11 protein-coding genes are annotated in these 12,778 nt (G+C 71.8%); 9 read left to right on the plus strand and 2 right to left on the minus strand.

Annotated elements, in window-relative coordinates; translation table 11 throughout:
- Positions 1-51 precede the first annotated feature (51 nt).
- Positions 52-1,209 (plus strand): hypothetical protein, encoded by a 1,158-nt coding sequence (locus tag DEJ02_RS12485; protein WP_111033305.1) that lies wholly within the window; start codon positions 52-54, stop codon positions 1,207-1,209.
- Positions 1,210-1,228: 19 nt separating this feature from the next.
- Here DEJ02_RS12485 and DEJ02_RS12490 read toward each other — a convergent pair whose 3' ends face one another.
- The gene (locus DEJ02_RS12490) at positions 1,229-2,725 is read right to left on the minus strand and encodes a trypsin-like peptidase domain-containing protein (protein WP_258378728.1); all 1,497 of its coding nucleotides are present in this window, start codon (positions 2,723-2,725) and stop codon (positions 1,229-1,231) included.
- Positions 2,726-2,884: 159 nt separating this feature from the next.
- Here DEJ02_RS12490 and DEJ02_RS12495 point away from each other — a divergent pair, with 159 nt between their 5' ends.
- From DEJ02_RS12495 to DEJ02_RS12515, 5 genes are all read left to right on the plus strand, one after another.
- Positions 2,885-3,919: an iron ABC transporter permease gene (locus tag DEJ02_RS12495; protein ID WP_111033306.1), complete on the plus strand. Its 1,035-nt coding sequence runs from the start codon at positions 2,885-2,887 to the stop codon at positions 3,917-3,919.
- Positions 3,916-4,926, plus strand: coding sequence for an iron chelate uptake ABC transporter family permease subunit (locus DEJ02_RS12500; RefSeq protein WP_111033307.1), 1,011 nt, complete (start codon positions 3,916-3,918; stop codon positions 4,924-4,926). The genes DEJ02_RS12495 and DEJ02_RS12500 overlap by 4 nt, the downstream gene beginning before the upstream one ends.
- Positions 4,927-5,084: 158 nt before the next feature.
- Entirely contained in the window at positions 5,085-5,564 is a 480-nt protein-coding gene (locus tag DEJ02_RS12505) for an FHA domain-containing protein (RefSeq protein ID WP_051596676.1), read from the plus strand.
- On the plus strand, positions 5,564-6,268 hold the full coding sequence (locus tag DEJ02_RS12510; RefSeq protein ID WP_111033308.1) for a MerR family transcriptional regulator: 705 nt from the start codon (positions 5,564-5,566) through the stop codon (positions 6,266-6,268). Before DEJ02_RS12505 ends, DEJ02_RS12510 begins: the two co-directional genes overlap by 1 nt.
- A gap of 184 nt (positions 6,269-6,452) precedes the next feature.
- Positions 6,453-7,013: a MerR family transcriptional regulator gene (locus DEJ02_RS12515; RefSeq protein WP_027465231.1), complete on the plus strand. Its 561-nt coding sequence runs from the start codon at positions 6,453-6,455 to the stop codon at positions 7,011-7,013.
- A 363-nt stretch (positions 7,014-7,376) separates the two neighbouring features.
- Here DEJ02_RS12515 and DEJ02_RS12520 read toward each other — a convergent pair whose 3' ends face one another.
- Positions 7,377-8,189, minus strand: coding sequence for a ParA family protein (locus DEJ02_RS12520; RefSeq protein ID WP_027465232.1), 813 nt, complete (start codon positions 8,187-8,189; stop codon positions 7,377-7,379).
- A 60-nt stretch (positions 8,190-8,249) separates the two neighbouring features.
- Between DEJ02_RS12520 and DEJ02_RS12525 the strand changes: the two genes are divergently transcribed.
- The 3 genes from DEJ02_RS12525 (at position 8,250) to DEJ02_RS18695 (ending at position 12,439) form a co-directional block, all read left to right on the plus strand.
- Positions 8,250-11,660, plus strand: coding sequence for a pyruvate carboxylase (locus DEJ02_RS12525; RefSeq protein ID WP_111033309.1), 3,411 nt, complete (start codon positions 8,250-8,252; stop codon positions 11,658-11,660).
- A 1-nt stretch (position 11,661) separates the two neighbouring features.
- Positions 11,662-12,165: a peptide deformylase gene (locus DEJ02_RS12530; RefSeq protein WP_071405406.1), complete on the plus strand. Its 504-nt coding sequence runs from the start codon at positions 11,662-11,664 to the stop codon at positions 12,163-12,165.
- A gap of 142 nt (positions 12,166-12,307) precedes the next feature.
- Positions 12,308-12,439 carry a hypothetical protein gene (locus DEJ02_RS18695; RefSeq protein WP_258320840.1) on the plus strand — a complete coding sequence of 44 codons (132 nt, stop codon included), beginning with the start codon at positions 12,308-12,310 and terminating at the stop codon, positions 12,437-12,439.
- The last annotated feature ends 339 nt before the right edge of the window (positions 12,440-12,778 follow it).

Raw genomic sequence — 12,778 nt, forward strand, 5'->3', positions numbered from 1 at the left:
CCCCGGCGAGCCGCAGCACCCCGCGCCCCGCTCCCGACATACGCTCATCCCATGGCAGTCCCCGTCCCGCTCGGCACCGAGGACCGCACCGCCCGCCTCACCCTCCGCCGCCCGGACTCCTGGCGCCGCGAGGACTCAGCCCAGGCGGACCTGCGCGTCACCGGCGACGACGTCGTCCTCACCGTCCGATCCCGCCCCAGCGACCGCGCGATCGGCGACGAGAACACCGGGCTGCTCGAACGGCTGCCCGGCTCCGTCGAGGGCCTGCTGCTCGTCGGCTGCGACCCGTGGACCACCGCCGGCGCCCCGGCCCGGCTGGTCGAGTACGTCCGGCCCGACGAGCACGGCGACGTCGCCGGCACCCACCTGCTCTTCGTCACCGGTCGGCACCGCGTCGACCTGACGATCGAACGCCCGCTCGCCCGGCTGCTCGAGACCGACGACCTCGTGCTCGCCGTCCTCGAGAGCGTCCGCGCCACCGAGACGGCCCCGGTCCGCCCCGAGCGTGACCTCGAACCCCTGCCGGCCCCCGCCCCGTCGGCACCGCTCGACGGCCCCCGCCTCAGCACGGACGCGATCGGCACCCTGCAGAGCCTCGCCGGACGCCGGTGGAACCCGACGCTCCTCCGCACCGCGGCGGGCCGCGAACTCATCGAGGCGGGCCTCGTCGGCCGGCTCGGCACCCTGCCGGAGTCGACCCAGACCCTCCTCGAACCCTGGCAGGGCGATGCCCAGCCGGTCACGCTGGAACAGCACCTGCCCGACGGGGGCGAGTCGCGCCTCCAGGCCTGGTCGCAGACCGTCGTCGACGGGACCGACGCGGCGGGCGCCGTGGTCGCGTCCGTCACGCCGGACCGGGCCGTCGCGCTGCTGGCCGGGAGGCTCGGCATCGGTCCGACGTGGACCTTCCCGTTCCGCACGGGGTCGCTCCCAGGGCACCTGCTCGGCCGCAGGCTGGCCGGCGGTCCGGACGCACCGGACCTGCCGGACGCCCTCGTCGAGGCGGACCCCCGCCTCGCGCGGTTCTGGGCGGCGCCGTGGACCGTCTCGTACCTGCGTCGACCCGGCAAGCCGAAGCCGATCACGATCGTGCGGGCCGAGGGGCACGGGTTCGCGCGCGTGGGCGCGACGAAGGCCGGGGAGACCGCCTTCCGGACGGACTCCCCGGCCAACGTCTACCGGTCGGTGGTGCGGGCGCTGCTGGGTTGAGCGCGCCCGGGTGCTCCCGCTACGCGGCGGGGCCGGCGGTCAGGGTGATCGTGACCGTCTTCGCGGCGCCGGTGCTGTCGGTGTAGCGGACGCTCACCTTGTCGCCCACCGAGTGCGACTGGACGACCTTGGTGAGCTGGTCCGAGCTCGTGACCGCGGTGCCGTCGATGCTCGTGATCGTGTCCCCGGCGGTCAGGCCGGCGCTCGCGGCGCCGGAGCCCTCGACCGTGCCGGCGACGGCGACGCCGCCCGTGGTGCCGGTGGTGTTGCTGACCTCGACCCCGAGGAACGCGGGCAGCCCGATGGTGATCGTGCTCGAGGACTCCCCAGCGAGGATCTTCTCGGCGATCGTCTTCGCGGTGGTGATCGGGATGGCGTAGCCGGTGACGTCGGCCGTGCCGGAGGACGCTGCCGTGGCCATGCCGACGACCTCGCCCTCGCTGTCGAGCACCGGTCCGCCGGAGTCGCCGGAGACGATGTCCGCCGAGATCTCGATCAGGCCGGTCAGGGACTCGGTGCCGGTGCCGGACTCGCTCTGCACCTGGATGTCCTGGTCGGTCGCGGTGACGGTGCCCTCGGCGGCGACGAGGTTGCCGGTGCCCTCGGCGTTGCCGACGTCCTTGACGGTGTCACCGGTGCTCGGCTCGCCGTCGTCGTCGAGCGTGACCGTGGACAGTCCGGAGGCGTTCTCGAGCTTCAGGACGGCGACGTCGTTCGTGGCGTCGGCCCCGACCACGTCGGCCTTGTACTCCTTGCCGGTGGTCTCGTCGGTGACGGTGATGCTCGTCGCGCCCTGGATCACGTGGTTGTTCGTCAGGATCGTGCCGTCGGAGGTCAGCACCATGCCCGTGCCGGCTGCCTGTGACGACTCGTCGTAGTTCAGGACGGTGTTGATGGTCACGACGCCCTTCTTGTCGGCGGCCGTCGCCGCGGTGGCGGGGGACTGGGTCGTGCCGGTGCCGGTGCTGCCGTCACCGCTGGTGCCGCTGCCGCTGCCGTCGCCGGGCACCGTGAAGCCGTTCGTGCCGTCGCTGCTGCCGGTGCCGCCGGTGCCGTCGGTGCCGGATCCGGTGCCGGGCAGGGTGGTGGTGCCCTGCGACTGGCTCGACGTCGTGGTCGTCCCCTGCGAGGACAGGCCGAGGGCGGTGCCACCGGCCGCACCGACGATGGCGAGCGCGGCGATGCCGGAGCCGATCATCAGTCCCAGGCGACGCGGGCGCTTCGTCGTACCGGGGTGGTTCGCGGTCGCCGCCGAGTACGCCCACGCGTGGTTCGCGCCGGCGAGGGCGGGGCTGCCGATCAGGTACGGGCCGCGGCCGTCCGGCGTGTAGGCGTAGGGGCCGGAGCCGTCCGGACCGTAGAGGTAGGGACCGGAGCCGTCGAACGCGTACGCCGGGCGCAGGGAGGCCGGGTCGGCGTGCGGCGCCTCCCAGTGCATCCCGGGAGCCTGCTGCTGCGCGGCGGGGGTGCCGTCCTCGTCGTGGTCGGCGGCTGCGGGGTTCGGGGTCTCGTTCATCGGTGCTCTCCGGTCGTCCCTCGACGACCCGGTCGGGCGTCGATGGAGACCAGTACAGAGCGCTTCCCCATGACGAGCCTATGAACGAACCCTGCGCACGCTCCGGGCTTGCTCGGGGGACGCCGAGTGGGGCTCCGGCGTTAGGGTGGCCTTACTTCCATGCCTCCGTCGACGTCCACGCCCCCGGCTCCCAGCTCCGTCCCCCGACTCGTCGGTGCGACCGTGCTGGCGGTCGTCGTCCTCGCCGTGGCGTGCGCGCTGTCGATCGCGTACGGCTCGCGGCCGATCCCGCTCGGCACCGTCCTCGACACGGTGATGCACCCCGGGCGGAGCGACGAGGTCGGGCTCATCGTGCTCGGCAACCGTGTGCCCCGCACCGTCGTCGGACTGCTCGCCGGAACCGCGCTCGGGGTGGCCGGGGCAGTCATGCAGGGCGTGACGCGGAACCCGCTCGCCGACCCGAGCGTCCTCGGCATCAACTCCGGTGCGACACTGGCCGTGGTGGCCGGGATCGCGGTCTTCGGCGTGAGCGGCACGGCTGCCTACCTGCCGTTCGCGTTCATCGGGGCCGCCCTCGCCGCCGTGCTCGTGTACGGGATCGCGACCGTCGCCCGTCGTGGCCTCTCACCTGTCGGACTCGCCCTCGCCGGAGCCGTGGTCGCCGCGGCGCTGTCGTCGGTCACCACCGCGGTGCTCGTGACCGACCAGAGCCTGCTCGACCAGCTGCGGTTCTGGCAGGTCGGCGCCCTCGCAGGCAAGGACCTCGGCACGGCGGGGATCATCACGGCGCCGGTGCTCGTCGGGCTGGCGATCGCGTTCGGCCTCGGTCGGTCGCTGAACACCCTCGCGCTCGGGGACGAACTCGCGGCGTCGCTCGGGCAGCGGGTCGTGCTCGTCCGCGCCGTGGGCGGTCTGGTCGCCGTGCTGCTCGCCGGGTCCGCTGTGGCCGCCGCCGGGCCGATCGCCTTCGTCGGGCTCGCCGTGCCGCACGCCGTCCGCCGTCTGAGTGGCCCCGACCACCGCTGGACCATCCTGCTGTCGGCGATCGTCGCCCCCGCACTGCTGCTCGTCGCCGACGTGATCGGTCGCGTCGTGGCGTACCCCGGGGAGCTGCAGGTCGGCATCGTCACGGCGTTGATCGGGGCGCCGGTGTTCATCGCGCTCGTGCGGTCGAGGGCGGTGCGGGGACTGTGAGGCAGTTGTTCGGTTCCGTGGGGCTGCGCTCGGGGCTTCGTCGTGAGGTCGCGGTGCTCGTCGCCGTGGTGGCGGTCATCGTGGTGCTCGTCCTGGTCGGGCTCGGCGCCGGTTCGATCCCGCTCACTCCGGGCCAGGTGCTCGCGTCCCTGTTCGGCCAGGGGGACCGGATCTCGGACTTCGTCATCGGGCAGCTCCGCGGGCCGCGGGTGCTCGGTGCCGTCCTCGTCGGCGCCAGTCTCGGCGTCGCGGGCGCGATCGTGCAGAGCGTCGTGCGGAACCCGATCGCGAGCCCCGACGTCATCGGGATCACCTCGGGGGCCAGTGCCGCCGGACTCACCGCCATCGTGCTGTTCGGTGCCAGCGGTGGAACGCTCTTCTCGGTCGTGCTCGTCGGCGCCGTGGTGGTCTCGATCGTCATCGCCGGGCTCGCCTGGCGACGGGGGATCACCGGCAACCGGGTGATCCTCGTCGGGATCGGCGTCGCGGCCATCTGCCTGAGCATCACCGGCTGGATGCTCACGAGCGGCACCGTCACCCAGGCCGGCACGGCGCTGCTCTGGCTCTCCGGCAGCCTGAACGCCGTCGACCGCGACCTGGTCGGGGTGCTCGGCGTCGCGTTCGTCGTGCTCGGCGTGCTCGCGCTGCTGCAGTCCGCCCGTCTGCAGGTCCTGAGCCTCGGGGACGAGGTCGCCGCCGCACTCGGACTCCGGCCGGACCGGGCGAAGGTGCTCCTGCTCCTCACCGCCGTGTGCCTGACCGCCGCAGCCGTCGCCACCGCGGGGCCCGTCTCGTTCGTGGCGCTGATGTCTGCGCCGATCGCGCGACGCCTCGTCGGCGGCGGACGGGTGGCACTCGCGCCGGCCGCTGCCGTCGGTGCCGCGATCACGCTCGGCAGCGACCTGCTGGCACAGTTCGCCTTCCCCGGCACCGCGTTGCCGGTGGGTGTGGTGACGGGCGTCGTGGGGGCGCCGTACCTGCTCTGGTTGCTCGCGCGGGGACGGTGACGCCGGGTCGCACGGGTCGCTGACGTCGGGTCCCACGGGTCGCTGACGCGGCTCGTGCGTTCGCGGATCGCGGAAGTCCCTCCACAGTCCCAGATCGGGGCTGCCGCTCGGGGCTTCGTTTCCGATACGCTGGTGGGCCAAGAGGAGGAGGTCCACCGATGCCAGATCCAGTGGTCCCGCAGCCGGGCGGTCAGAAGACCCCGGAGCAGCGGCTGGTCGACACCACGCTGACCTTCAGCATGGACATGGGCGCGGCGCTCACCGCCGAGTCCGGTGTCTCGACCGAAGAACGTGAAGCCGTCAACGCACTGCCCTCCGGGTCAGCGTTGCTCGTGGTCCGTCGCGGCCCCAACGTGGGTGCGCGGTTCCTCCTCGACTCCGACGTCACGACGGCCGGTCGACACCCCGACGCCGACATCTTCCTCGACGACGTCACCGTGTCGCGCAAGCACGCGCAGTTCCTGCGCCACGGCACGAGCTTCAGCGTCAAGGACAACGGCTCGCTGAACGGCACCTACTTCGACGGTGTCCGCATCGACGAAGCGCTGCTCACCGACGGGGCCGAGGTCCAGGTCGGCAAGTTCCGCCTGACGTTCTACGCATCTCGGGTCGACCTGGCACGCCTGGCGAACGCGTAGTGGCCGCACGGTCCGCTGCGGCCCGGGCGGGGTCCGCGGCACCGGACCTGCTCACCATCGGGCAGGTCCTCGCTCGCCTCAAGCCCGAGTTCCCGGACCTGTCGAGCTCCAAGCTGCGGTTCCTCGAAGAGCGCGAGCTCGTCACCCCGATCCGCACGGCCAGCGGGTACCGCAAGTTCTCGGCTGCCGATCTCGAGCGGCTCCGGGTGATCCTCGGACTGCAGCGTGACCACTACCTGCCGCTCAAGGTCATCAAGGAGTACCTCGCCGACCTCGATGCCGGACGCGAACCCGTCCTGCCCGGCGGAGGCGACGCGCCGAAGCCGTCGATCCTCGGTCGCGAACGCCGGTACACCCGCGACGAGACGGTCCGGGCATCCGGCGCCTCCCCGATGCTCCTCGCCGACGCGGTCTCGGCTTCGCTGCTGCCGGCCACGGACACCTACGGCGACGACGGCGTCTCCGTGCTGAAGGCCCTGGTCGAACTCCAGCGGACGGGCATCGAGCCGCGACACCTCCGCACGCTGCGCAGCACCGCCGAGCGCGAGGTCGGTCTCATCGAGTCCGCCCTCATGCCGGTCTCCCGCCGGGGCGACGCGACCTCGCGGGCCAAGGCCACCGAGCTCGCGCGTGAGATCGCCGGGCACCTCGAGATCATCCGGTCGAACCTCATCCGCCAGGCCATCGGTCGTCTCGACGCATGACGCCGTCCGGTGCTCCGACAGGGCTTGTGTGTCAGTGGCCGAGGCGTATCCTCGACACGCCGGACGCGCCGGGTCGGATGTCCCGCGCGGGAGCGGTCGGAGTCGCTACCGTGGACCTCGGAACAACTCTCAACCCGTCGTTGAAGCTTCGGGTGGGAGCTCGATCGTCGTGGAAGGCAAGCTCATGAGTGGGAACGACACCCCTGGCACCGAGTCTGATGTGACCCGGTACGACCTCGGGCTGCTCTTCACCGATGGTCTGCCCGAGCACGACGAGCAGAACGGCTACCGCGGCACCGTCGCCGCACGGGCAGCCGGCATCTCGTACCGCCAGCTCGACTACTGGGCCCGCACCGAACTCGTACAGCCGACGATCCGCGGGGCCGCCGGCTCCGGGTCGCAGCGCCTGTACGGGTTCCGCGACATCCTCGTGCTCAAGCTCGTGAAGCGCCTGCTCGACACGGGCATCTCGCTGCAGCAGATCCGCACCGCGGTCAACCAGCTCCGTGAGTCCGGCGTCTCCGACCTGGCGCAGACCACGCTGATGTCCGACGGCGCCTCGGTGTACCTGTGCACCTCCGACGACGAGGTCATCGACCTCGTGTCCCGCGGCCAGGGTGTCTTCGGCATCGCGGTCGGCAAGGTCCTGCGCGAGGTCGAGAGCTCCCTGGTCGAGCTCGACGCCACCGCCGCGGCCGACCCCTCCGACGAGCTCGCCGCTCGTCGCGCTTCCCGCGCTTCCTGACCGTTCGGGTTCCGGCCGAGTGGTCGCGAACCGTCGTGTGCGCGTCGCCGAGGTGTCACGAACTGTCGCCTGCGACGCTGCCTGCCGACAGTTGGTGACCTTTCGGCGGACGTGAGCGGCATGTTGTTGCCGCTGGGCGAGCCGGGGTCGGGCGTGTCTGCCGGGGCCGGGGTGGGCCTCCCGGCAGTCGGCGCGTGGTCAAGAACCGCCGTGTGTGCGCCGCCGAATGGTCACGAAGTGTCGGCTGCGACGCTGCCGACCGACAGTTGATGACCCCTCGCCGGACGTGAGCGGCATGTCACGCGACCGCGACCGCGACCGCGACCGCGATCACGACCGCGCCGCGACCGCGCGGGCACCGACCTACGCGGCGCCACCCTCGGCGTACGGACCGATCTTGCCGGTGCGCATGATGCGCTCGAGCAGCTGGTCGAAGTTCTTCGCCATCTCCTGCGCGGACTCGCCGGGCCAGACGTGCAGCGGCTTCGCGGCACCCTGCGCCTGCTGCAGCGACGTGCGCTCCGGCAGCTGCGGCGAGAGCACGAGCGGGCCGAACATGTCGCGGAGTTCCTTGATGCGGAACTGGTGCTCGAGCGACTGCACCCGGGCACGGTTCACGATGATGCCGAGGGGCTGCAGGCGCGGGGAGAGCCCGCGGCGGATCTCCTCGATGGCGCGCAGCGCACGGTCGGCGGCGGCGACGGAGAACAGGCCGGGCTCGGTGACGACGGTGACGCGGTCGGACGCGGCCCACGCGGTGCGGGTCAGGGCGTTCAGCGACGGCGCACAGTCGATGAGGACGAGCTCGTAGTCCTGCTCGACGTTGGCCAGGGCCTCTTCGAGCTTCCAGATGTCGCGGATCGACGGGTGCGGACCGTCGAAGTTGATCGCGGAGGGCGACCCGACCATGACGTCGATCTTGCCCTGCGACCCCTTCGTCCAGCCCGAGGGGGCGATCGCCTGACGGACGATCTTCTCCTTCGGGTTCTCGAGGACGTCGGCGACGTTGAGGTGGCCGGCGAGGTTGATGTCGAGGCCCGTCGAGACGTCGGACTGCGGGTCCAGATCCACCACCAGCGTGCGCAGTCCCTTGGCGAACGCGGCCGAGGTCAGGCCGAGCGTCACCGTCGTCTTGCCGACACCACCCTTGAGGGAGCTCACGCTGAGTACATGCACGTTGAGCAACGTTACCGCCACTAGGGTTGTCTCACCTCAACCCGGGCTGAAAGGGACGTCGTGTTCACGAAGATCCTCGTTGCGAACCGTGGCGAGATCGCCATCCGCGCGTTCCGTGCCGCCTACGAGTTGGGGGCCCGTACGGTGGCCGTCTACCCGTACGAAGACCGGAACTCCCTGCACCGGCTCAAGGCCGACGAGGCCTACCTGATCGGGGAGCGGGGCCACCCGGTCCGGGCGTACCTGGACGTCTCCGAGATCATCCGCGTCGCCCGCGAGTCGGGGGCCGACGCGATCTACCCGGGGTACGGGTTCCTGTCCGAGAACCCCGAGCTCGCCGCGGCAGCAGCCGCGAACGGCATCACCTTCATCGGTCCGGGCGAGCACGTGCTCGAGATGGCCGGCAACAAGGTCACCGCGAAGGAGCACGCGATCGCGGCCGGCGTCCCGGTCCTCGCGAGCACCCCGGCGAGCCGCGACATCGACGAACTGATCGCCGGCGCCGACGCGATCGGGTTCCCGGTCTTCGCCAAGGCCGTCGCCGGTGGTGGTGGCCGAGGCATGCGCCGGGTGGAGACGAAGCCCGAGCTGCGCGACGCCCTCGAAGCAGCCATGCGCGAGGCCGACAGTGCGTTCGGCGACCCGACGATGTTCCTCGAGCAGGCCGTCATCCGTCCGCGCCACATCGAGGTGCAGATCCTCGCCGACGCGACCGGCACCGACGCGGGCACGATCCACCTGTTCGAACGGGACTGCTCGGTGCAGCGGCGCAACCAGAAGGTCGTCGAGATCGCGCCGGCGCCGAACCTCGCCCCCGCGATCGCACAGGCACTGCACCGCGACGCCGTGGCCTTCGCCCGGTCGATCGGGTACGTCAACGCCGGCACCGTGGAGTTCCTGCTCGACACCGAGGGCGAGCGCGAGGGGCAGCACGTCTTCATCGAGATGAACCCGCGCATCCAGGTCGAGCACACGGTCACCGAAGAGGTCACCGACGTCGACCTGGTGCAGTCGCAGATGCGCATCGCGGCGGGGGAGACCCTCGCCGACCTCGGACTGTCGCAGGACACCGTCGCCGTGCACGGCGCCGCGCTGCAGACCCGCATCACGACCGAGGACCCGACGCAGGGCTTCCGTCCGGACACCGGCCGGATCAGCACCTACCGCAGCCCCGGCGGCGCGGGCGTCCGGCTCGACGGCGGCACGGTCGCCACCGGCGCGCAGATCAGCCCGCACTTCGACTCGATGCTCGCGAAGATGACGTGCCGCGGTCGGGACTTCCCGGCGGCGGTGTCCCGGGCCAAGCGCGCCCTCGCCGAGTTCCGCATCCGCGGCGTCAGCACGAACATCCCGTTCCTGCAGGCCGTGCTCGAGGACCCGGACTTCGCCCGCGGTGACGTCTCGACGAAGTTCATCGAGGAACGTCCGCAGCTCTTCGGCGGCCACGTCTCGAAGGACCGCGGCACGAAGGTGCTCACCTGGCTCGCCGACGTCACGGTGAACAAGCCGAACGGTGAGCGGTCGCCGCTCGTCACCGACCCGGCCGACAAGCTCCCGGCCACCGACCTGACCGCGCCGGTGCCCGAGGGACAGCGCGACCGCCTGCTGGCCATGGGGCCGGCCGAGTGGTCGAAGGCCCTGCGCGCCCAGACGGCCCTCGCGGTGACCGAGACGACGATGCGCGACGCCCACCAGTCGCTCCTCGCCACACGGGTCCGCACGAAGGACCTCGTCGCCGTCGCCCCGCACGTCGCGCGGCTCACTCCACAGCTGCTCAGCGTCGAGGCCTGGGGAGGTGCCACGTACGACGTGGCACTCCGGTTCCTCGGTGAGGACCCCTGGGAGCGCCTGTCCTCGCTGCGCGAAGCGATGCCGAACATCCCGATCCAGATGCTGCTGCGCGGCCGCAACACGGTCGGCTACACGCCGTACCCGACCGAGGTCACCGACGCCTTCGTCGACGAGGCGGCCCGGTCCGGCGTCGACGTCTTCCGCGTGTTCGACGCGCTGAACGACGTCAGCCAGCTGCGTCCCGCCCTGGAGGCCGTGCTCGCGACCGGCACGGCCGTCGCCGAGGCGGCGCTCTGCTACACCGCCGACCTCCTCGACCCCGCCGAGGACCTCTACACGCTCGACTACTACCTCCGCCTGGCGGAGCAGATGGTCGAGGCCGGCGCGCACGTCATCGGCATCAAGGACATGGCGGGGCTCCTCCGTGCCGGTGCGGCTGAGAAGCTCGTCACCGCGCTGCGCGAGCGCTTCGACCAGCCGGTGCACGTGCACACCCACGACACCGCCGGCGGCCAGCTCGCGACCCTGCTCGCCGCCTCGCGTGCCGGGGCCGACGCCGTCGACGTGGCCGCAGCACCCATGGCCGGCACGACCAGCCAGCCGAGCATGTCCGCCCTGGTCGCCGCCCTGGCCCACACCGAGCGCGATACCGGCCTGTCCCTCGACGCCGTCGGTGACCTCGAGCCGTACTGGGAGTCGGTCCGTCGCGTGTACGCCCCGTTCGAGTCCGGGCTCGCCGGTCCGACCGGGCGTGTCTACAAGCACGAGATCCCCGGCGGTCAGCTGTCGAACCTCCGGCAGCAGGCGATCGCCCTCGGCCTCGGTGACCGGTTCGAGCAGGTCGAGGACTGGTACGCCGAGGCGAACCGGATCCTCGGGCGCCCCACCAAGGTCACGCCGTCGTCGAAGGTCGTCGGTGACCTCGCGCTGCAGCTCGCCGCGGTCGGTGCCGACCCGGTCGACTTCGAGCAGAACCCCGACAAGTACGACATCCCGGACTCCGTGGTCGGGTTCATGGCCGGCGAACTGGGCGACCTGCCCGGCGGCTGGCCCGAGCCGTTCCGCTCCAAGGTCCTGGCCGGGCGCGACGTCCGACTCGAGATCACCCCGGTGCCCGCCGACGAGCGCGCGCACCTCGAGACCCCCGGACCCGAGCGGCAGCAAGCCCTCAACCGCCTGCTCTTCCCGCAGCCCACGCAGCAGTTCCAGCGCGTGCGGGAGCAGTACGGCGACCTGTCCGTCGTCCCGACCGTCGACTACCTGTACGGGTTGCGCCCCGGACAGGAGCACAGCGTCCCGCTCGGCAAGGGCGTCGACCTGTTCGTCGGGCTCGAGGCGATCGGCGAGGTGGACGCCAAGGGCATCCGCACGGTCATGGCGACGATGAACGGGCAGCTCCGCCCGGTCGCCGTCCGCGACCGTTCGGTCGAGGTCGAGACGAAGGCGGCCGAGAAGGCCGACGCGTCCGACCCCAAGCACGTGGCCGCGCCGTTCTCCGGCGTGGTGACGCTCAAGGTCGCCGTCGGTGACGTCGTCGAGGCCGGTACGCCGGTGGCGAGCATCGAGGCGATGAAGATGGAAGCGGCCATCACGGCGCCCGTGTCGGGCACCGTCGGCCGACTCGCGATCCCGGTGACCCAGCAGGTGGACGCCGGCGACCTCCTGGTGGTGCTGCAGTAAATTGACCGTTCGTCCCATCCGCCTGTTCGGCGACCCCGTCCTCCGTTCGCCGGCCGACCCGATCCGCCCCGAACTGCTCGGGAGCGCCGGGGTCCGTGACCTCGTGCAGGACCTCATCGACACCGTCAAGGAACCCGGACGTGCCGGGGTGGCCGCGCCCCAGATCGGCGTCGGACTCCGTGCGTTCTCGTACAACGTGGACGGTGAGGTCGGTTACGTCCTCAACCCGGAGATCGTCGAGGTGTCCGGCGAGCCCGAGCTCATGGAGGAAGGCTGCCTCTCCGTCCCGGGGCTCGGCTACCCGACGCGTCGCTCCCCGTACGCGAAGGTGCGCGGCGTCGACGTCGACGGCGACGAGGTCGTCCTCGAGGGCACCGGCCTGATGGCCGAGGCGCTCCAGCACGAGTGCGACCACCTCGACGGCACCGTCTACGTGATGACGCTCGACCCCGAGGTCCGCCGTCAGGCACTGCGCGACATCCGTGCACAGGACTGGTTCCACTGAGCGCTTGCACAGTCCCGCGTTCGCCGGCTGTGAACTGTGGTGTGACACCCCCACGGGGGATTGTCGCTTTGTCCTGACGAGGGGGTACCGTGCTGCTGTCGGCCTCCCACCGACGACCATCCCATCCCCCCAGGACTCCCGCATGACCAGTCAGAACGACGAGCTCAGCTCGCACCGCACCCGCACCAACCGTCGACCGGCCGAGGCCACTGTCACGACCGGTTCGACCGCCGTCCTCGACGCCCCCGCGACGGAGCAGTCGCAGGAGGCCTGAGCCCCGCAGGCGCCCCCGGCGCCCGCTGAACGGCCTGGAGGCCCGGATCACGTCCCACGGACGCGATCCGGGCCTCCAGGCCGTTGCGTCCACGCCCGCGCGTACCTGGCGGAATCGGGCGTACCTGGTCGGAAGGATCGACCTGGTACGCCCGAATCGACCCGGTACGCCCGGAGCTGGTTGCTCAGCGGGGCGGCCGCGCGCGTACCTGGCGGAATCGGGCGTACCCGATCAGAAGAATCGACCCGGTACGCCCGGAACGACCTGGCACGCCCGAACCGACCGGTACGCCCGAATCGACCCGGTACGCCCGAAGCTGGTCGCTCAGTGGGGCGGCCG

The organism is Curtobacterium sp. MCLR17_042, from assembly GCF_003234695.1.
Classification (GTDB): Bacteria; Actinomycetota; Actinomycetes; order Actinomycetales; family Microbacteriaceae; genus Curtobacterium; species Curtobacterium flaccumfaciens.